This window comes from Pseudomyxococcus flavus (genome assembly GCF_050038885.1).
GTDB classification, from domain to species: domain Bacteria; phylum Myxococcota; class Myxococcia; order Myxococcales; family Myxococcaceae; genus Myxococcus; species Myxococcus flavus.
In genome coordinates this window covers 2,251,258-2,270,953 of the sequence record NZ_CP143624.1, presented here as the reverse complement: position 1 = coordinate 2,270,953, position 19,696 = coordinate 2,251,258, and the positions used below count along the sequence as shown (strand labels likewise).

Here is a 19,696-nt window from a genome sequence, read left to right as displayed (position 1 = left end):
GGGTTCAATGCGGACCCCGTCGTGGTGGACCCCCGCACCGCATGAACTCGTCGAGCCAGCCCGCCCGGTTGAGACCCTTCCGGCCCCAGCCCTTTGGCCGGTATACGCTCCTGTCGCACCTGGCGACGGGGGGCATGGGAGAGATCTACCTCGCTCGGCTGGAAGGGGCGCAGGGCTTCGAGAAGCTCTGCGTCATCAAGAAAATCCTTCCGCAGCTCGCGGCGGACACGGACTTCGTCGAGCGCTTCGTGGGCGAGGCGCGCACCCTGGTGCGCTTGAGCCACGGCTCCATCGCCCAGGTGCTGGACATGGGGCTCCACGAGGGCGAGGCCTACATGGCCCTGGAGCACGTGGACGGCAAGGACCTGCGCAAGGTGGCCGCGCGCGTCAGGGACCGGCAGGTGCCGCTGCCCGTCACGTTCATCCTCTACACCATGGGCCGGGTGCTGGACGCGCTCGCCTATGCGCACCGCAAGAAGGACGACGACGGGGAGGACCTGAAGCTCGTCCACCGGGACATCTCGCCGCAGAACATCCTCATCTCCTACGAGGGGGAGGTGAAGGTCATCGACTTCGGGCTCGCGAAGAGCCGGCTGTCGGCGGCGAAGACGAACCCCAGCATCATCCTGGGCAAGTTCCTCTACATGTCGCCCGAGCAGGCGCGGCACCAGCCGGTGGACCGCCGCAGCGACCTGTACGCGGTGGGGCTGTGTCTCTACGAGCTCATCTGCGGGAAGAACCCCTTCGACGGCATCCACCCGGGCGAGCTCATGTCCCTGGTGGCGAACCCGCGGATTGCGCCGCTGGACCAGGTGGAGCCGCTCACGCCGCCCGCGGTGACGGCGCTGGTGTCCAAGGCGCTGGCGGTGGACCCCGCGCAGCGCTTCCAGACGGCGGAGGAGTTCCGCGGGCGGCTGCAGGCCTGCCTGATGGAGATTGATGCGAGCGCGGGCCCGGAGAGCGTCAGCCGCTTCATGCGCGAGCTCTTCTCGGCGGACTTCCAATCCGAGCGCCGGCTGCTGGCGAGCCTCAAGGACGTGCCCCGGCTGTCCACGGACGAGGTCCGGGTGCTGGCCTCGATGCCGGATGATCCGCTGGTGCCGAAGATGGCGCACGCGACGCTGCCGCCGAAGACCATCCGCCTGGATGGCCCGGTGGAGCCGCTGTCGTTCTTCCCCACGCCGCGCAACCGTGACGACAGCGGACCGGTGACGGATGGTGAGACGCGTCCCGGCGTGCCGATAGACGAGTCCACCCGGCCCGCGTTCCCCATGGAGGCGCTGGAGGAGGAGGCGCGCTCGCGGGGTGTGCGCCAGGACACGGCCCCTTCCGTGGAGGTGGGCCCCGAGGCCTATGTCCGTGGGGGCGGCGCGACGTCCTCGCCGGCCCCGGTTCCTCGCGCGCCGGCGATGACGCGCGAAGTCCAGATGACGGTGATGCCGCCGGAGGCGGTGCCACCCGGAGTGGCCGCGGCGCGGGCGCTGCTCCCACCGCACATGCGGCCGACCGAGCTGGCGATGCCGAGCCTGGGCGGGACGCCGCCGGCGGGTGAGGAGTCGACGGACTCGAAGGCTGAAGCGCTTCGCGGCGGTGCGTCCGGCGCGAGGCTCCTCGCGGAGGACTCCGCGGAGCGGCCCGAAGCTCCAGGGGCGCTGTCGGCGCCTTCCGTGGGAGGGCCCACGCCGACAGTGTCGCCGCGTCCTCCGTCCGCCGCGGGGGCGCGCTCGGCACCGGCATCGGAGCCTCCGTCGGGCGGCGCGGTGTTGCCGCGCACCGGGGTGGTGGTGATGCCGGCGGTCACGGTGCCTGCTCCCGCGAGTGCGGTGGGCGATGGTGACGCGGGCAGTATTTCGTCCACTGCCGAGGCGTCCTCGGCGATGCCCGAGGAAGGCTCACCTTCGGTCGAGGTGGGGGCGTGGCAGGAGGATGAGGAAGCGGCACTGCCTTCGATGGCTTCCGGCGAGCCGATTCCTCAGGGCGCGGTGGTGCCTCGAACGGCCTCCGTGATGATGGCGGCCGTGCCTCCGCCTCCGCCGCATGCGACGCCGTCGCAGCCGTTGCCCGCGGTGGGCGCACCGCACATCGAGCTGTCGTCGTGGCCCCCGGCTTCTCCGGACATGGCCGGCGAGGATGCGCCGCGAGGTGAGGGACCATCCCCCAGCATGTCGTCGGCGGGCATGGCCGAGGTGTCGCCCCATCTCGACAGGCCGTTACACAGCCTACCTGCGGTGGAGATGCCGGCGGTGTCGCCGCAGTCAGGCGGTTCGTCGCGCAGCCACTCGGCGGTGGAGATGCCGGCGGTGTCGCCGCAGGATGGTGGCCCGTCGCGCAGCCACTCGGCGGTGGAGATGCCGGCGGTGTCGCCGCAGTCAGGCGGTTCGTCGCGCAGCCTGCCGTCAGCGGGCATTCCCGTGGGCTCACCCGATGCCAACGGTGAGTCGCGTCGCCTTTCATCAACCGGCATGGCCGCAGTGGGAGCGCAGCAGGGCACGTCTTCCCCCCGCAGTCTGTCCTCCACGGGCATGCCAGCGCTGGGCGGACGCACCCACTCTTCGGCGGGCATGGCCGCGTCGCCTTCCACGGGCGCGACGCAGGCCCGAACGGCCTCCGCGGTGATGTCCGCCGTGCCACCTCCGCCTGCGGGCGCGACGCCTTCTCGCGCGATGTCCGCGGTGGCGCCTCCGCCTCCGTCGGGGGCGACGCCCTCGCGCGCCACGCCCGCCGTGACGACGGCCTCGCGCGGTGTGCCCGCCGTTCCCGCGCTGGTGTCCCCGGACGCATCCCTCGTGCATGCCAGTGCTGGCCTGGACGGCGCGCCGGTGGACCCCACGCCCGCGCATGGCTCACAGGCCCTCTCGCCAGAGGATGAGGCCATCGCGGGGGCCGAAGCCGGCGCCACGGAGTCTCAGCATCACGGCGACGAGGCCGACCACGACGCGTGGGACGAGGAGTCCTCGCCGGACGTGTCGGGGCTCTCCACTGATGACGTGGGCCACGAGGACGCCGCGGCACGCATTGCCAATGCGGACACGCACCCGCGCATCCACCGCCCATCCCGCACCGAGCGTCACGACGACACGCAGCCGCGCGTTGCGCACCAGGGCGACACCGACCCGCGCGTCACCCGCCACGACGACACGCAGCCGCGGGTCGTCCTGGATGCCGGTCTCCTGCGTGACGCGGAGAGCTCCGACGACGCGCCGGAGGAGCGGTCCGGTGTCTCGCGCCCCAGGACCCAGGCGCGACGGGTGCGAGCCTCCTCTGGGGGCATGGCGCCAGTCGGTGCTTCCCGGAGGACGGGCTCTGTCTCCGCCGTGCGTCCGGCGCCCGTTCCCGTCGAGGCGGACGACGGCGAGGGAGAGGACGGCGATGCTCCCATCTCCCTCACCGCGAATGAGGAGACGCGGCGCACGACGATGCCCGTCCGCCCGGAGAAGCGTTCCGCGGAGCGCCTCGCCAAGGAGGAGACCCGCCGCACGGCGATGCCCGAGCCTCCCGCGCGGCGCAGGGGGCCGCTGCTGGTCGCGTTGAGCGTGTTGTTCCTCCTCATGCTGGTGGGAGGTGCTTTCTTCCTCGGCCCAGCCGAGCTGCGCACGAAGCTGCTGGGGACGTTCATGGTGCAGGAGCCGCAGGGCCCGCCCCCTGCCGAGCCTCTGCCCCTCCAGGGACAGGCGGCGCTCGCGGCCCAGGGTGCGAACGCGAACGGACAGGCGCGCACGGGCAATGCCGCGCCGACAACCCCTGCTACGGGGCAGCCCGCGCCGACGAATGCCACGGCTCCGGGCGCGGCTGCCGCGGGGAAGTCCACGCAGGCGGATGTCACGGCGCCGGGCGTGGCTGCCGCAGCGAAGCCTGTTCCGGTGGATGCCACGGCTCCGGCCGTGGCTGCCGCGGGGAAGTCCACGCAGGCGGATGCCACGGCACCGGGCACCTCGGCCGCGGGGAAGACTGCTCCGGCGGATGCGACGGCACCGGGCGCCGCTGCCGCGGGGAAGCCCGCGCAGGCGGCCGCCACGTCCACGGATGCCGCCAAGGCGGGCGACGGGCTCGACGATTCCTTCCTGGCGCCGCTGGATGCACCGAAGGTCGAAGCGGCGCCGGCGAAGCGGGCACCGCCGGTTCGCAGGGTGCGCACGCCTCGCTCCCGGCCGCTCACCACGCTGGAGAAGGAGTGGCGCGAGACGAACGCGCTCTTCACCAAGCTCAACGCGGAGCACTCGTGCGTGGTGCTGGGCCTCTGGTGCACGCGGTACGCCGAGGTGAAGAGCGAGGTGGAGGCCGCTGGCGCCAGTGACGACCCGGAGGCTCTGCGCAAGGTCCGCGCGATGAAGCGCTACCTGCTGCAGAAGCAGAAGGAGCTGTACTAGTCCCGTGGAGCCACTGCTCGTTACCCGGGGGCTGGTCGCGGGTTATGGCCCGCGTCCCATCCTCCATGGCGTGGACTGCGAGGTGCGTCCCGGCGAGCTGTGGGCGGTGCTCGGCCCCAACGGCACGGGGAAGAGCACGTTGCTGCGCGCGGTGCTCGGCATGGGGCCCTGGACGCGCGGTGAGGTCCACCTGCTGGGGCAGGCGCGAGCGGACTGGGCGCCTCGCGCGCTCGCCCGCAAGGTCGCGTGGGTGCCGCAGACCTTCGAAGCCGCCGAGGGCTTCAGCGGTCTGGAGCTGGTGCTGATGGGCCGCAGTCCGCACCTGGGCCTGTGGGGCCTGCCGTCCGCGGGCGACGTGGCGCTCGCGCGCGAGGTGATGACGGAGCTCGGCATCGCGCACCTGGCGGACCGGCCGGCGGAGGCGCTGTCCGGAGGCGAGCGCCGCATGTTGATGCTGGCCCGCGGGCTGGTGCAGCAGCCCGAGCTCCTCCTGCTCGATGAACCCACGGCCTTCCTGGACGTGGCCCATCAGGTGGGCTCGCTGGACCGCGTGCGCGCGCGGGTGGACAGGGGGCTGGGCGCGGTGGCGGTGCTGCACGACGTGAACCTCGCCGCGGCCTTCGCCACCCATGTGCTGCTCCTCCGGGAGGGGCGGGTGCTCGCGCGGGGCCGAGCGGGCGAGGTGCTGGAGCGCGAGGCGCTGGAATCACTCTACGGCCTGCCGATGGAGACCGCGCTCGCGCCGTCGGGGGCCCGGCTCTTCGCGCCGCGCGCGCCGTCTCGCTGAACCTTCTTCACACCCCGGCGCCGGCGAGTTGACCGGGCCTGCCGGACGGGAAAGCCTGAACCAGCCCATGTCCCGCTACGCCGTCGCCATCTTCGCCAGCGCCTTCCTCCTGTTCGGCGTGCAACCCCTGGTGGGGCGTTATTCGTTGCCGTGGTACGGCGGAACGCCCAGCGTGTGGACGGCGTGCATGCTGTTCTTCCAGGTGGTGTTGCTGGGGGGCTATGCGTACTCGCACGGGCTCGCCTCGCGGCTGGCGCCCCGCGCCCAGGCCCGCGTCCATCTGGGCCTGCTGGCGGTGACGGTCCTGCTGCTGGGGGCCCGCGCGCTGCTGTCGGGCTCGCCGGTGGCACCCGGGCCCGAGTGGCGGCCCGAGGGCACCGCGTTCGCCGTGCCCCGCCTGCTGGCGATGCTGGCGGCCACCATCGGCCTGCCCTTCTTCGTGCTCAGCACCACCGGGCCGTTGTTGCAGTCCTGGTTCGCCCGCGCCCGCCCGGGCCGCTCGCCCTATCCGCTCTATGCGCTGTCCAACGCCGGCTCACTGCTGGCGCTGCTGGGCTACCCGTTCCTGGTGGAGCCCTGGGTGGGGCGCGGCGCGCAGGCGTGGGGCTGGAGCCTGGGCTTCGTCTTCTTCGCAGGGGCCTGCGCGGTGTGTGCGCTGGAGGTGATGAAGCAGCCCGCCGAGGCGCCCGCTCCCGCGACGACGGCCACGCCCGTCACCGCCACGCCCGTGGCGGGGGACACCGGGCCCGAGGCGAGCGCCGCCACGGGGGCACCGCCCACGGTGAGGAGCACGCTGACGTGGCTGGCGCTGAGCACCTGCGCGTCGGTGCTGCTGCTGGCGACGACGAACCAGCTCTCCCAGGACGTGGCCGCGGGCCCCTTCCTATGGGTGCTGCCCCTGGCCGTCTACCTGCTCACCTTCATCCTCGCCTTCTCGCGGGAGTCCCTCTATTCGCGCACCGTCTACGCCGTGCTGCTCATCGCCGCGGGGGCGGGCGTGGGGCACGCGCAGACGCAGGGGCCGCAGTCGTCGCTCGCGCTCCAGCTCGTGGCCTACTCGGTGGCGCTCTTCGCCGGCAGCATGGTGTGCCACGGAGAGCTGTACCGGCTGCGTCCTCCGCCGCGGTACCTCAGCGCCTTCTACCTGTGGGTGTCCATGGGCGGCGCGCTCGGCGCGTTGCTCGTCAGCGTGCTCGCGCCCGCCGTCTTCCGCGCGTACTGGGAGTACCCCCTGTCCCTGGGCGCGTGCTGTGTCGTGGCGCTGGCGGGCATGGCGAAGCAGGCGGGCGAGGACTCCACGCGGACGCAGCGGCTGCAGCGCGTCCTGCGTGGCGCCATGCTGCTCCTGGTCGCCGGGCACCTGACGTACACCATGGCCCGCGAGCAGGGGCGCGCGCGCTTCGCCTCACGCAACTTCTTCGGGGTCGTCCGGGTGATGGAGCAGAGCGTGGGAGACCCGGAGCATCACCGCTTCAGCCTGCTCCACGGCGCCATCACCCATGGCCTCCAGTACGTGGCGCCGGAGCGCAAGGCCGTGGCCACCACGTACTACACGCCGGAGGCGGGCCTGGGACTGGCCATCGCCGAGCAGCGCCGGCTGCGTCAGGCCGTGGGGCTGCCACCGGGCCTGCGCGTGGGCGTGCTGGGGCTGGGCGTGGGCACGAGCGCGGCGCTGCTCGAGGCGGAGGACACCGGACGCTTCTACGAAATCGACCCGGCCGTCATCGCCCTGGCGCGCGGCGAGGGCGGCTACTTCTCCTACCTGCGTGACACGCCGGCGAAGGTGGAGCTCGTGGAGGGAGACGCGCGCATCTCCCTGGAGCGCGAGCTGGAGGCCACCGGCCCCCAGGGCTTCGACGTGCTCGCGCTGGATACCTTCTCCTCGGACGCCGTGCCGGTGCACCTGCTCACCCAGGAGGCCGTGGCCCTCTACCGCGCGCACCTGGCGCCGCACGGGGTGCTGGCGATGCACATCAGCAACGTCCACCTGGACCTGGTGCCGCTGACGCTGGCCCACGCGCGAGCGCTGGGGCTTCACGCGGCCCTGGTCGTCAACGAGACGCAGGGGGACGCGCTGCGCAGCAACTGGATGGTGCTGAGCCCGGACCGGGAGTTCTCCTGGGGCCCCACCTTCACCCAGGCCAGCGCGCGGGTGCGCCGCCTGGGCCTGCGGGACGAGCCGGACTTCACCTGGACGGACGAGAAGAGCAGCGTGCTGCACGTGCTCCGCCGCGGCGGGCCCTCGGCGAGCGTGAAGGACGTGGAGCCCTCCTCCGGGCCGCCGGGCCCCGCCTCCGCCCAGCCCGCGGCGGAGTGACTCAGGCGCGCGGCAGCGCCTGGGAGCCGGTGGCGACGGCGCTCAGGTCCAGCGCCACCAGCAGCACCAGCACGGCGCACGGCAACGCGAGGGTGGCCGCGCCAAGGCGCACGAAGAGCAGGGGGCCCGCGGTGCAGCCCAGGAGGAAGGCCGAGCCCAGTCCGAGGTGCAGCCGCGTGCGCTCGAACTCGATGGCCGTGGGCAGCGCGCCCAGCCGCTGGCGCAGCCCCCGGACGCCGTGGCCGCGCGCGCCCTCGCGCAGCCAGGAGACGAGCCGCACCAGCTGGATGCCGACGTCGGTGATGATGCCGGTGATGTGCGTGGTGCGCACCACGGCCCCCGACACCCGCGTGACGAGCGCGTTCTGGAGCCCCATCGCGTAGGCCAGTCCCCACATGAGCGTCGGCTCCCGCGCGCCGGGGTGGGACGCGAGCCAGGCGCCGATACCCCCCAGCGTCAACGCCTCCAGCAGCAGCGCGGCCGAGTGACGGCCCCGGGACCGCTGGCGCGACAGCTCCAGCAACGCCGACGCGGACACGGCGCCCAGGAGGAAGGCCAGCAGGAGCTGCGCGGCCAGCCAGGCCAGGGGGCCGTTGCCGGACGCCAGGGACTCCCCCAGCGTGGCCATGTTCCCGGACATGTGCGACGTGTGCAGGCCCAGCGCCACGAAGCCCGTGGCGTTCACCAGGCCCGCCACGCCCGCGAGCAGCAGGGACAGCAGCGTGTAGGCACGCCGGTTCCCAGGAGACGATTCCGACGAGAAGGGCATCGAGGTGGGAAGACGTTACCACCTCGCCCTCGGGGCTCTAGCCCGGCGGCCAGCCCAGCGGGCGGCCCGCCAGCAGGTGCAGGTGGATGTGGAAGACCGTCTGCCCCGCATGCGCGTGGGTGTTCATGACCACCCGGTAGCCGTTGTTCGCATCCGCGTGCCCGCGCTCCTGGGCCACCTTGGCGGCCGCGGTGAAGAGGTGACCCACCAGGGCGCGGTCCTCCGGGGTGATGTCGTTCACCGTGGGAATGTGCTTGCGGGGGATGAACAGGACGTGGGTGGGCGCCTGGGGGTTGATGTCCTCGAAGGCCACGCACTCGTCGTCGCGGTAGACCACCTTCGCGGGGATGAGCCCATCGCGAATCTTGCAGAAGAGACAGTCGGACATGAATTCCGGCTTAGCAGCCGCTGGGGGCCCGGGGAATGGCCTCCGTGGGCTTCCGTTTCCTGCTGAAGACGCTTTTCCAGGCCCTCGGTGGGGCGGGCGTGCCCCGGTCCACCCCCTTGCCTTCCCATCGTTGAGGGGCCAAGGAAGGCCGTCCCCTCAAAAGGGCCCACCGGTGATATCCACGGGCTGACGATGAAATCCATCCGCATCTCCCAGCTCCTCGAGGACCGCGACTACGACCTGCGGCTGGCGCTCGTCGCCGGCCGGAGCGGGTTGTCACGCACCGTGGTCTCCTCGCGCATCCAGAAGCCGGGGCTGGCGCTGGCGGGATTCACCGAGCACCTCCACCCGCATCGGGTGCAGGTCTTCGGCAACACGGAGATTTCGTACCTGGCCACCCTGCCGGAGCAGCGGCAGCACGAGGCGCTGGCGCAGCTCTTCGGCGAAGAGGAGCTCGCGTGCGTCGTGGTGACCAAGGACCTGGAGGTTCCCCAGGCGCTCGTCTCCGCGTGTGAAGGGGCGGGGCTGGCGCTGATGAAGACGCCCCTCTTGTCCAGCGAGTTCATCATGCGGGTGCAGACCTTCCTGGAGGAGGCCCTCACCGAGTCCAGCAGCCTGCACGGGGTGTTGATGGACGTGTTCGGCGTGGGCATCCTGCTCCTGGGCAAGAGCGGCATCGGCAAGAGCGAGATTGCCCTGGACCTGGTGATGCGGGCCCACCGCCTGGTGGCGGACGACATCGTGGACGTCACCCGCCGCAAGGGCGCCGTCTATGGCGCGGGCAACCCGGTCATCAAGCACCACATGGAGATCCGGGGCCTGGGCATCATCAACATCAAGGACCTGTTCGGCGTCGCCGCGGTCCGCGAGCAGAAGAAAATCGAGCTGGTCATCGAGCTCCAGGAGTGGGACCCCCACCAGGAGTACGACCGGCTCGGCGTCGAGGACAAGCACCTGCAGATTGTGGGAGTGGACATCCCCCTGTCCGTGGTGCCCGTTCGTCCGGGCCGCAACATGGCGACCATCATCGAGGTCGCGGCCCGCAACCAGTTGCTAAAGCTTCAGGGACACCACTCGGCGAGAGAGTTCGCCGAGCGGCTCAATCGGGCCATCGCCGAAGGGGCGATGCGCCGCACCCTGGGAGAAGAGGTCGAGTGACCGCCCCCGCGAAACACATCGTCATCATCACCGGCATGTCCGGCTCCGGAAAGTCCACCGCCATCCGGGCGCTGGAGGATTCGGGCTTCTTCTGCATCGACAACCTGCCGGTGCTGCTCCTGCCCAAGCTCACGGAGCTGGCCGGTGGAGGCCACTTCGAGCGCATGGCGCTGGTGGTGGACGTCCGCGAGGGCGTCTTCCTCAAGGACGCGCCGCGCATCCTCGCCGAGGTCCGCCGCGCCGGGCACCAGGTGGAAGTGCTCTTCCTGGACTCCAGCGACGACAGCCTCATCCGCCGCTTCAGCGAGACGCGCCGCCGCCACCCGCTGGCGCCCAACGGCACCGTCGCCGAGGGCATCAAGGCCGAGCGCCAGGCGCTGCGGGACCTGCGGGAGCTGGCCGACCAGGTCATCGACTCGTCCACGCTCAACGTGCACGACCTGAAGCGCATGGTGCAGGCGCGCTTCAGCCCGGAGCCCGCCGCCGGCCCCAGCCTGTCCATCATGTCGTTCGGCTACCGCTACGGCGTGCCGCCCCAGGCGGACCTCGTCCTGGACGTGCGCTTCCTGCCCAATCCGTACTTCGTCCCGGAGCTGAAGGGGCTCACGGGCAAGGTGCCGAAGGTGGCCGCCTACGTGCTGGACCGCGAGGAGACGCAGCAGTTCCTCGACAAGGTCGTGGACCTCTGCCGCTTCCTCTTCCCCCGCTACCAGAAGGAGGGGAAGGCGTACCTCACGGTGGCCCTGGGCTGCACCGGTGGCAAGCACCGCTCCGTGGCCATCGCCGCCGAGCTCACCCGGCGCCTGGAGGACGAGGACACCCGCGTCCAGCTCTGGGACCGGGACATCGAGAAGGAGTAGCGCCGTCACGACGCAATGCGGGGGTGTTGCGCATTGCGCCAGTCGAATGACAGACGGAAAGTCTGTCAGGTTTTGGAGGGATGGGGTGGAATCCCCATCCCTCTTTCGACTGGAGCCTCCGCATGCGATTCCTCAAGTCCGCTGTCTGGTTCTGTGCCGCCGCGTCCCTCACCGCCTGTGGCGCCGCCGACGAGACGCCCGAGCAGGCCGCGCTGGCGCAGCAGGCGGCCGCGCTGACCACCGGCACCACGCAGGGCTGTACGTACTCCATCACCGCCGCGACCGTGCCTGGCACGTTGCCGCCGCGCTACAGCGTCTCGATATCGCGCGCGGCGTCCAGCACGTGCCCCTGGCCGGAGGCGAGCGTGACGCTGTCCACGGGCTCCTATTCCTTCCCGGCTCGCGCGCTCCTGGCGAACAGCTACGGTATCGCGGTGGCGTACACCGGCAAGCACTCGCCCAGCGGCAGCTCGCCCACCACCTGCAGCGTGCAGCAGATTGACCCCGAGACGCTCGCGGTGGTGCGCAACACCGGCATCGCCGTGTGGCTCGGCTCGGGCAGCATCTACAGCTGCAACCTGGACGAGACGGACGGCGGCGCGACGCTGGTCGTCTACGGCACGAAGAACGGCCGCATCTACGGTGAGACGGGCAGCGGCAGCAACTACGTCGCCACCTACTACGACTTCTTCACCAGCACCACGCCGGCCGTCTACTACGCCTACTGAGTCAGCGCGCGCTCGGTGGCGCGGGACCCAGGGTCACGGTGACGTCATGGATTGATGCTGCCCGATTGCAATGCCATTGCGTTGCAGTTTGCTCGGGTTGAATGGCGGACACGGACTCTGTCAGCTTTTGGAGGAGGTGGGGATGCGTCCCCATCCTCTCCGCAATGGGGTCTCCGCATGCATGTCTTCAAGTCCGCCGTCTGGTGCTGTGCCGCCGTGTCGCTGGCCGCCTGTGGTGCCGCCGAGGAGTCCCCCGAGAGCGAGGTGCTCGCGCAGCGGGCGGCCGCGCTCGTCACCGGCACCACGCAGGGCTGCACGTTCACCCTCTCCTCCGTGTCCGTGCCCGGGGCCATGCCGCCGCGCTGGGACATCGTCGTGACGCGCGCGGCCTCGGGCACGTGCGCCCATGCGGCGGGGAGCGTGACGCTGGGGACGTCCTATGACCCGCCGTACCTCGCGCTGCTGGCCAACAGCTACAGCGTGGCCACGGCCTTCTCGTACAAACCCACGCCCAGCGGCAGCTCGATGAAGCGCTGTCAGGTGAACCACGTCGACCCGGCGACGCTCGGCAGGGTCCGCACGGATTACCTCGGCGTCATGTACGGGACGGCGCACCTGCACACCTGCGCCCTGGACCAGACGGACGGCGGCGCGACGCTGGTGGCCTACGGGACCAAGGATGGCCCGCTGCCGGGTGAGGTGGGCAACCGCGGGAACTACGTGGCCACCTATTACGACTTCTTCACCAGCACCACGCCGCCTGTGTATTACACCTACTGAGACAGGCGTTGGCGCGCGCCTCAGCTCGACTCACCCAGGCTGAGGCGCTTGCTGCCCCCGCCGTTGCCGTCCGTGAAGGACGCCGTGCGCTCGCGGTTGAGCTGGGCCAGGGCGTCGCGCTCCTGCGGGCTGCCCACGTTCGTGCGGTTCTCCAGCGCGAAGATGCCGCCGCTGCCGTGGTGCTCCTTGCCGGCCTGGACGGCGTTCTCCAGGTCGCGCGCGGACACCCAGTACTCACCGTTGACGGGGTCCTTCACGCGGAACAGGTCGTCCGACGTGTCCGCCGTCCCGTTGCTGTTGATGCCGTCGATGGTGACCCAGTGGAGCTGTCCCGGGCCGCTGCGCCGCTGCTCGGGCGTGAGCGCGCCGTTGAGGATGGCGTTGGAGTCCACCAGCGCCATGCCGAGCTGGCCCGCCTTCAGCGCCTGGCTCGTCGCCGCGGCGTCGAAGTCGGCGAAGCCGTCGGTGATTTCGATGCCCAGGCCTCCCAGCGCCGTCGCCATCTCCGCGGGCGTGGCGCCGTCATCCAGGTTGACGTCCACCTTGGCGTGGACGGACCGAGACCCGCTGACGCGCGCCGCGCTCTCCCGGACGGCTTCGCGCTCCTCCTTCTCGCACAGGGTGCCCTTCGTCACGCTGCGGCTCGCCCGGCTCAGGAAGGCCAGCGTCGCCTCGCCGCAGCCCTTGTCCGAGTTCTGCGCGATGATGGAGGCGGTGGACGTCCAGCCCTTGTCGGCCTGGGCCTGCGCCGCTTCGTTCTCTGGCGCCAGGTCCCGCAGATAGGGAAGCTCGCTGATGTCCGTCGCGTCCGGAACGGTGAGCCGGGGCACGCTCCTGGGCGCGGGCTTCGTGTCCTGGAAGCTGTCGCGCTCCAGACGCTGCGCCGCCGAGGCAACGCTGCCCGCCGGCCGGGCGGCCAGTTCCGGTGCCAGTGCGTCCTTCAAGACAGACGGTTGGATGGGCTGGGTCAGGACCTGAGGCTTCGCGGCTGTCGTTGCCTGACGCACTGAGTTGAACGCGTTGCTGACATTCACGGTCACGGCGGACCCTCCCACACTGCCTTCGCCTGTTCTCATTATCGGTACGGTGTGTGTCTTGTTGCGCGTGAGTCCTTCATGGGCGCAGGAAGTCGCTCGCTTCCCGGTACAATTGCGGCCATGGCCAACACCGATGACCGGGGCTCGGGTGCCGAGGCTTCTCCAGAGCAGTCGACGCAGGTCGTGTCAGCGGACGCGCGGGGCGCGGCGCCTCGAAGCGTGCCGGACACGGCGGAGCCTCTCTCCTCGCGCGAGGCGTCTGGCCATGCGTCTTCTCCGAGCCCGCTGGGCCAGCGGGTGGGCCGCTTCATTCCACTGAAGCTGCTGGGACAGGGCGGGATGGGCGCGGTGTACGCGGCCTATGACCCGGACCTGGACCGCAAGGTGGCCCTCAAGCTGCTGAGCGTCGAGGCCCGGCACGTGGACGAGGAGGGCGGGCGCACGCGGCTGCTGCGCGAGGCGCAGGCCATGGCCCGCGTCTCCCATCCCAACGTCATCCCCATCTACGAGGTGGGCACCTGGGATGGGCAGGTCTTCTTCACCATGGAGCTGGTGGTGGGGGGCACGCTGGCGGACTGGCGGCGGGAGCAGCCGCGCTCCTGGCGCGAGGTGCTGGTGAAGTACCTGCAAGCGGGGCGGGGCCTGGAGGCCGCGCACGCGGCCGGGCTGGTGCACCGCGACTTCAAGCCGGCCAATGTCCTGGTGGGCCGCGACGGCCGCGTCTACGTCACGGACTTCGGGCTGGCCCGGCCCGTGGACAACCTGCCCCTGGACGAGCAGCCCACGCTGGCGCGCGTGCCCGCCTCCTCGGAGTCGTCACGCCGGCTGCATGAGCCGCTGACCGAGGCCGGCGTCGTCCTGGGGACGCCGCCGTTCATGTCCCCCGAGCAGTTCCGCGGCGAGGCCCTGGACGCGCGCTCGGACCAGTTCAGCTTCTGTGCGGCGCTGTACCGGGCGCTCTACAACCAGCGTCCCTTCGACCCGGACGAGCTGTCGCGGGCCGCGAAGGCGTTGCGGTCTCCGACGGGGAAGGTGACGGCGCCCCTGGAGCGGACCGGCCAGGTGGCGTCGCCCATCCACGAGCCGCCAGACGACGCCCGCGTCCCCGCCTGGGTGCGGCGCGCGGTGATGCGGGGCCTGTCGCTGGAGCCCGAGGCGCGCTTCCCTTCCATGGGGGCGCTGCTGGAGGCGCTGTCCCAGGAGCAGCAGCGCGCGCGGGCCCGCAGGGCGGGAGGTGTGGCCGTGGCCACGGCGGCGCTGGTGGGCGTGGTGGGCGGCGCGCTGTGGTGGCAGTCGAACGTCTGCGCGGGCGCGGAGGGGCTGCTGGCGGACAGCTGGGGGCCCGAAGCGAGGCAGCGGCTGTCCGCGGCCTTCGTGGCCACGGGCAGCCCGCTGGGCGCGGACATGGCCGGGCGGGTGGGGCAGGCGCTGGATGCCTATGCCAGCGCCTGGGCGCGCCAGCACACCGAGGCGTGCGAGGCCACGCGCCTTCACGAGGTGCAGCCCGAAGCGCTGTACACCCAGCGGGTGGTGTGCCTGGAGCGGCGTCGCAAGGACCTGCGCGCGCTGGTGGAGGCCCTGGGCCGCGTGGAGGCGCCCGGCGTCGAGAAGGCGCTGGACGCGGCGTATGCGCTGCCCTCGCCCGAGGACTGCGCGGACGTGGAGGCGCTGGCGAGTCAGCAGCCCAGGCCCGCGGACCCGGCGCTTCGCGCGGAGCTGGAGTCGCTGGAAGGCGCGCTGTCGGAGGTGAAGGCGCTGGTGGACACCAGCCGCTACGCCCAGGCGCTGGCGGCGGCGAACGCGGTGGAGGCCCGCGTGCTGGCCGCCCGGTACCCGCCGCTGACGGCGGAGCTGCGCTTCCATCAGGGATGGCTGCAGGCCGTGCTGGGGGAGAAGGGGAAGGGCGCGGGGCTGCTGGAGCAGGCCGTCTATGACGCCACGTCGGGACGGGCGGACCGGCTGGAGGTCTCCATTCTCAACAAGTTGCTCTACGTCGAAGGGGAGCGTGAGCGCTTCGACCACGCCTCGCAGTGGGCGCGGCTGGGGAATGCGACGCTCCAGCGCCTGGGCGGGGACGCGGTGCTGAAGGGCGACCTGCTGGTGAACGAAGCCAACCTCGCGCTGATGCAGGGGAAGGCGGGGGAGGCCCGTGCGTTGCTGGAGGAGGCCTCCACGGTGCTGAGCCAGGCGCTGCCACCCGGACATCCCAAGCGCGCCCGGGTGACCTTCTCGCTGGGGCGGGTGTTGCTGGAGGTGGGCGCCTTTCCGGAGGCCGTGCGGGTGATGGAGGAGGCGCTGCGCCAGACGGAGGCGGCGGTGGGGCCGCGTCACCTGGACGTGGCTCGACGTCACCAGGGCCTGTCCATGGCGCTGCGTGAGCAGCGGGAGTTCGCGCGGGCCCTGGAGCATGCGCGCGCCTCCGTGGCGCTGCACCGCGAGCTGCTGGGCGGTACCCACCTGAAAGTGGCGGAGGCGCTCGACGAAGAGGGAATGAGCCTGCTCGCGCTGGGGCGCAATGAAGAGGCGCTGAAGGTCTACGAAGAGGCGCTGGCGGTGAAGCGCGCCCAGTTGGGGCCCGAGCACGAGGACCTCCAGTACTCCTACGACGGCGTGGGGCAGGCGCTGCTGGGGCTGGGGCGCACGCGCGAGGCCCTGGTGCCGCTGCGCAAGGCGGTGGCCTTCACGGGCGCTCAGGAGGACTCGCTGGGAGAGTCGGGCTTCGCGCTCGCTCGCGCCCTGTGGAAGGAAGGGCAGGGCGAGGAGGCACGGGCCGAGGCGGCGAAGGCGCGTGAGCGCTTCGCGGCCTCGGGCCGGACGTCGCAGGCCGACGCGGTGCGGGCCTGGCTGGAGGCGCTGCCTCCGGAGACGAAGGTAAAGCCTGCCCGGCCCCAGCAAAGGCGTCGCCGCTAGAGCGCCGAACAGGTTAGTGGAACCTCAGGCCGCAAGACACTGTTGCTCGGCGATGCGGCGGTGGACGGTCTCCAGGTTCTGGAGCGCGCAGAGCCGGCGAAGGTCGAAGAGGTTCTTGCGGGTGCCGCGGTAACGGGCCCGTGGGCCCTGCCGCTGGCTCAGATGGGCGAGTTGGTGCTCGACGGGCACTCGCTCGCGCAGCTTCGCCCGCCCCGAACGAGTGTCTTGTAGTCGCCGCAGTCGCTTCTGCAGGGCCTCGTCCTCGCCCAGCCGGACGCTCCTGCCGCGTCCGGAGGCCGCCTGCGTGCATTGGGCGCGCAGCGCGCACGCTCCGCACACCTCCGGGGCGAATTGCACCACCTGCCCAGGCTCGAAGGTCTCTACCTGGCCCGCCGGGCAGGTAATGGTGCCGGCCTTCACGTCCACGGCGAAGTCCTTCTTGCCGTACAGGCCTGGCTTCACACCGCGCCCGGGCCATGGCTTGCACACCACCTCGCCACCGGCCGCCTTCACCTCCTTGGTCAGCTCGCTATTTACATACGCCCGGTCAATGAATACCGCGACTGGCCCCAGGCCCAGCCTCCGCAAGTCCTCCTTCAACTCCGGGGTGGCCTCCTCTTCGGGGCGGTTGGCCGGTGTCACCGCACACGCCAGCACCAGCTCGGCATCCAGGTGCGTGCCGATGTGCTGCTTGTAGCCATTGAAACGCTTGCTCTTGCTCTTACGCCCGTGCCGCATCTGTTCGTCTTCAATGGACACACGCCTGTCTGGCGCGACGCCCTGGCGCAGGCGCACCCCGCCTGTCTCCACCGGCTCCAAATCTTGCGCCTTCACCTGCACGAGCGCTTCGATGTAGCGCCGCAGCGGGGCCTCCTCGGCCCCGTCCACATGGCGATTCACCCATGCTGCCAACCGGTCCACCTGCCGCACCAGTCGAGTCAGCGCCGCCTGCTTCGCTTCGGCGTCACTCCAGTCGATGTCCAGCGCGGCCTTCACGCTGGAGCCCAGCAGCACGGGCGCCCGAGCCTGACGACACACCTCCTCCACGTCCGTGCCCAGCAGTCGAGCGGCGCCCTCGGCCAGCTTCCTCCCCGCGTGGCCGAGCAGGTTGAAGGTGTCTTCAACCCGCCCGGCTCCCTCTAAAGGGCGGCTGTCTACCGCCAGGCGGAGGGTGCCTGGGAGCTTCTTCCAGTCGAAGGCCCTCGTCCTCCGGGCCACCTCCACCGTGCGCTCCAGCAGGCGCCGGTCCAGGTCGTGGTGGATGAGCCGCTCGCGGAACTGCTGCAAGCCGCCCTGCGAAAAGGCGGGCGCGTCGTCGTCGGGTTCCAGGGTGCCCAGCACCACCCGCCAGCACCGGTCCGTGGCCGACAGCCGCACCGCCTCCGCATCGGAGACTTGCAGGTAGCCTTGCAGCAGCAGCGCCATGCACAGCAGGGCCGGGGGCTGAGGCGCCTCCCCCTGGCCCGTCTGTCGGTACATGCCCTCCAGCTCTTGCTGGAAGGCCTCGTCGAATAGCTCGTGGCGGTGCCGCCGCAAGAAGACCAAGAGCTTGCGGCTCTTGCCCGCCAGCTTCAGCAGCCGCTCTTCCCTCTCGCTACACGCGACCTCGGGGCTCCACCGGTCCATGTTCACTCCTGCCGTGTCCATGGACCTACCTGCTCACTTCTGACGCTGGCGTCGATCCCCTGGTCCCTGCCTGCTCGCTCGCCGTAACCTGATCGACGTTCTAGGAGCCTGTCGCGGTAATCGCGGAGGGGCTTGCCCGGAGGGCACCGCCGGCGGCGGCCAAGGCCTTGACGCGACTGGGGAACCGTGGGGCCGATGCTATCAACCAGCCTGCTCATCGCTCCATCAATAAAGGTGCGCGGTAACAACGGCGAGCGCCCACAGCCCGTGCAAGGGGCCGACAGGCCCGGCGCAGCCGGCTTGCCCTTGCAGGGGCGAGGACGCGAGCCACACTCCGCACGCGAGGAGGGGCCAGCTGCCGAGGCGCCTTCGGTGCGCGGGCGGCCAGGGCGCAGAAGCGTGGAGGAGCGGCAGCAGGCCGTCCTCGCGTTGCTGGCGGGCAAGGCCAGCGTAGACCAGCTGGCGAAGAAGTACGGGGTACTGCCCTCCACGGTGGAGGGGTGGCGCGACGAAGCGCTGGGCGGCATTGCCGAGGCGCTCAAGCGCGGCACGGGCAAGTCGCAGCGCGAGCTGGAGCTCGAGCGGGAGAACGCGCATCTGCGCGAGGCGCTTGCGGACACGACGGTGCAGCTATCGCTGGTGCAGCGGGCCATTGGGGTGGGTGGCCCCCGCCCTACTCGGCCCGCGAAGTCTCGCAGATAAGCCGCGAGACTGACGCGGGCGTGGCCACGGTGCCGCAGGTGTGCAAGGCATTCGGCATCAGCAGGGCTGCGTACTACGCGGCCAGCAAGGACGTGCCCGAGCAGGCGGAGGGTGGCGGGGCCAAGGTGCTGCGCCTGCCCAGGCCGCCTCGGGGCACCAGCGCCGAGGTGGTGCTGACGGCCATCCGCGAGGTGCTGGAGGAGAACCCCGCGTGGGGCGTGCGCAAGGTGTGGGCCAGCCTCAAACGCGAGAAGGGGCTGCGCGTGGGGCGCCGCCGCGTGTGGGCCCTCATGCATGCACACGGGCTGGTGCTCGCCAGGGACAGGGAGCCTGGAGAGACGACGCGCGGGCACGTGGTGGTGCCAGAGCCCAACCGTCGCCTGGCGACGGACTTCACGACGGCATGGACGAAGGAGGACGGCATGGTGGCGGTGGTACCCGTCATCGACTGCGGCTGCCGCAGTGTGCTGGCGCTGGGGGTGACAAAGAGTCAGGAGGCGCCGGACGTGCTCGCTCCCGTGGAGCGCGCGCTGGAGGCGGAGTACGGCACTCCCGACAAGGTGCCCGAGGGCCTGGAGGTGCGCAGCGACCACGGCCCGCAGTACACCGGCGCCGACGCCGCACGCCTGTTGGCCTTCTGGGGCGTGCTGCACACCTTTGCCCCCGTCGGCCGGCCCACCGGCAACGCCGTGGTGGAGCGCCTCATCCGCACCATGAAGGAGGAGGTGGTGTGGCTACGGGACTGGAAGAACGCGGCCGAGCTGCGCGCTGCGCTCGAGGAGTGGGTGCGCCGCTACAACACCCGTCGCCCCCACCAGGCGCTCGACTGGAAGACGCCCGCCGAGGTGCGGGCGGAGAAGCTCGCCAGACCACCACCCCTGCGCGAGGCCGCATAGCAGCAACCCACCGACACGCCGCTCTCACCCGCCCATTTCCGCCGGCGCGCGTGTCTTGACTCCGAGGGGAACACTACAAAGCCCTCCTTCGGCCGCGACACGCGTCGCATCCCGTGCTGCCGGCGCGCACCGCGCGAGAATGCACTGCCACCCATTCCTCGCCGCCGCGGCTTCTCGGACGAGCTCCACCACCTCGGCCACCGACACGCGCTCGTCGGAAGGCGCCGCGCAGGCCGAATACTCCTCGGCGAGGGCCACGCGCTCTCGGGGGCTGCGGCCGGCCTCGAGGATGCGGCTGTACGCCTCGCACGCGTAGGCGAAGGTTTCGCGCTTCCGGAAGTCGGTTTCGGGATGCCTCGGCGTGCGGTGCT

At 71.3% G+C, this 19,696-nt stretch carries 14 protein-coding genes; 10 read left to right on the top strand and 4 right to left on the bottom strand.

All coding sequences use genetic code 11. The annotated features are described in order from the left end of the window. Window positions 1–41 precede the first annotated feature (41 nt). From VZL07_RS09505 to VZL07_RS09495, 3 genes are all read left to right on the top strand, one after another. Window positions 42–4,367, top strand: a complete 4,326-nt coding sequence (locus tag VZL07_RS09505) for a protein kinase domain-containing protein (protein ID WP_426755082.1) — start codon at window positions 42–44, stop codon at window positions 4,365–4,367. 4 nt (window positions 4,368–4,371) lie between these two features. Then, complete coding sequence (locus tag VZL07_RS09500) at window positions 4,372–5,154, top strand: ABC transporter ATP-binding protein (RefSeq protein WP_426755081.1); 783 nt, start codon at window positions 4,372–4,374, stop codon at window positions 5,152–5,154. Between the two features lie 67 nt (window positions 5,155–5,221). After that, on the top strand, window positions 5,222–7,471 hold the full coding sequence (locus tag VZL07_RS09495; RefSeq protein ID WP_426755080.1) for a spermidine synthase: 2,250 nt from the start codon (window positions 5,222–5,224) through the stop codon (window positions 7,469–7,471). A gap of 1 nt (window position 7,472) precedes the next feature. Here VZL07_RS09495 and VZL07_RS09490 read toward each other — a convergent pair whose 3' ends face one another. Continuing rightward, entirely contained in the window at window positions 7,473–8,240 is a 768-nt protein-coding gene (locus VZL07_RS09490) for a YoaK family protein (RefSeq protein ID WP_426755079.1), read from the bottom strand. 37 nt (window positions 8,241–8,277) lie between these two features. Continuing rightward, window positions 8,278–8,628, bottom strand: a complete 351-nt coding sequence (locus VZL07_RS09485) for a histidine triad nucleotide-binding protein (RefSeq protein WP_426755078.1) — start codon at window positions 8,626–8,628, stop codon at window positions 8,278–8,280. Window positions 8,629–8,820: 192 nt separating this feature from the next. Here VZL07_RS09485 and hprK point away from each other — a divergent pair, with 192 nt between their 5' ends. The 4 genes from hprK to VZL07_RS09465 all read left to right on the top strand — a co-directional run bounded on the left by hprK (window position 8,821) and on the right by VZL07_RS09465 (window position 12,154). Continuing rightward, complete coding sequence (gene hprK, locus VZL07_RS09480; RefSeq protein ID WP_426755077.1) at window positions 8,821–9,786, top strand: HPr(Ser) kinase/phosphatase; 966 nt, start codon at window positions 8,821–8,823, stop codon at window positions 9,784–9,786. Beyond that, on the top strand, window positions 9,783–10,646 hold the full coding sequence (gene rapZ, locus VZL07_RS09475; protein ID WP_426755076.1) for an RNase adapter RapZ: 864 nt from the start codon (window positions 9,783–9,785) through the stop codon (window positions 10,644–10,646). The genes hprK and rapZ overlap by 4 nt, the downstream gene beginning before the upstream one ends. A 122-nt stretch (window positions 10,647–10,768) precedes the next feature. Next, window positions 10,769–11,374, top strand: coding sequence for a hypothetical protein (locus tag VZL07_RS09470; protein ID WP_426755075.1), 606 nt, complete (start codon window positions 10,769–10,771; stop codon window positions 11,372–11,374). Window positions 11,375–11,551: 177 nt separating this feature from the next. Further along, window positions 11,552–12,154 (top strand): hypothetical protein, encoded by a 603-nt coding sequence (locus VZL07_RS09465; RefSeq protein WP_426755074.1) that lies wholly within the window; start codon window positions 11,552–11,554, stop codon window positions 12,152–12,154. A gap of 20 nt (window positions 12,155–12,174) precedes the next feature. Here the strand turns inward: VZL07_RS09465 and VZL07_RS09460 are convergent, their stop codons facing one another. After that, window positions 12,175–13,098: a hypothetical protein gene (locus VZL07_RS09460; protein WP_426755073.1), complete on the bottom strand. Its 924-nt coding sequence runs from the start codon at window positions 13,096–13,098 to the stop codon at window positions 12,175–12,177. 213 nt (window positions 13,099–13,311) lie between these two features. On the opposite strand from VZL07_RS09460, the gene VZL07_RS09455 reads away from it, so the two are divergent. Next, on the top strand, window positions 13,312–16,101 hold the full coding sequence (locus tag VZL07_RS09455) for a protein kinase domain-containing protein (protein ID WP_426755072.1): 2,790 nt from the start codon (window positions 13,312–13,314) through the stop codon (window positions 16,099–16,101). A gap of 24 nt (window positions 16,102–16,125) precedes the next feature. Here VZL07_RS09455 and VZL07_RS09450 read toward each other — a convergent pair whose 3' ends face one another. Further along, the gene (locus VZL07_RS09450) at window positions 16,126–17,727 is read right to left on the bottom strand and encodes an IS1182 family transposase (protein ID WP_426757268.1); all 1,602 of its coding nucleotides are present in this window, start codon (window positions 17,725–17,727) and stop codon (window positions 16,126–16,128) included. Between the two features lie 399 nt (window positions 17,728–18,126). Here VZL07_RS09450 and VZL07_RS09445 point away from each other — a divergent pair, with 399 nt between their 5' ends. Continuing rightward, window positions 18,127–18,429, top strand: coding sequence for a helix-turn-helix domain-containing protein (locus VZL07_RS09445; protein WP_426755071.1), 303 nt, complete (start codon window positions 18,127–18,129; stop codon window positions 18,427–18,429). A 20-nt stretch (window positions 18,430–18,449) separates the two neighbouring features. After that, window positions 18,450–19,325: an IS3 family transposase gene (locus tag VZL07_RS09440; protein ID WP_426755070.1), complete on the top strand. Its 876-nt coding sequence runs from the start codon at window positions 18,450–18,452 to the stop codon at window positions 19,323–19,325. The last annotated feature ends 371 nt before the right edge of the window (window positions 19,326–19,696 follow it).

Coding starts and splice junctions, on each gene's coding strand:
- VZL07_RS09505 (WP_426755082.1), top strand. CDS start 42: ATGAACTCGTCGAGCCAGCCCGCCCGGTTGAGACCCTTCCGGCCCCAG.
- VZL07_RS09495 (WP_426755080.1), top strand. CDS start 5,222: ATGTCCCGCTACGCCGTCGCCATCTTCGCCAGCGCCTTCCTCCTGTTC.
- VZL07_RS09490 (WP_426755079.1), bottom strand. CDS start 8,240: ATGCCCTTCTCGTCGGAATCGTCTCCTGGGAACCGGCGTGCCTACACG.
- VZL07_RS09485 (WP_426755078.1), bottom strand. CDS start 8,628: ATGTCCGACTGTCTCTTCTGCAAGATTCGCGATGGGCTCATCCCCGCG.
- hprK (WP_426755077.1), top strand. CDS start 8,821: ATGAAATCCATCCGCATCTCCCAGCTCCTCGAGGACCGCGACTACGAC.
- VZL07_RS09470 (WP_426755075.1), top strand. CDS start 10,769: ATGCGATTCCTCAAGTCCGCTGTCTGGTTCTGTGCCGCCGCGTCCCTC.
- VZL07_RS09465 (WP_426755074.1), top strand. CDS start 11,552: ATGCATGTCTTCAAGTCCGCCGTCTGGTGCTGTGCCGCCGTGTCGCTG.
- VZL07_RS09455 (WP_426755072.1), top strand. CDS start 13,312: ATGGCCAACACCGATGACCGGGGCTCGGGTGCCGAGGCTTCTCCAGAG.
- VZL07_RS09450 (WP_426757268.1), bottom strand. CDS start 17,727: ATGGACCGGTGGAGCCCCGAGGTCGCGTGTAGCGAGAGGGAAGAGCGG.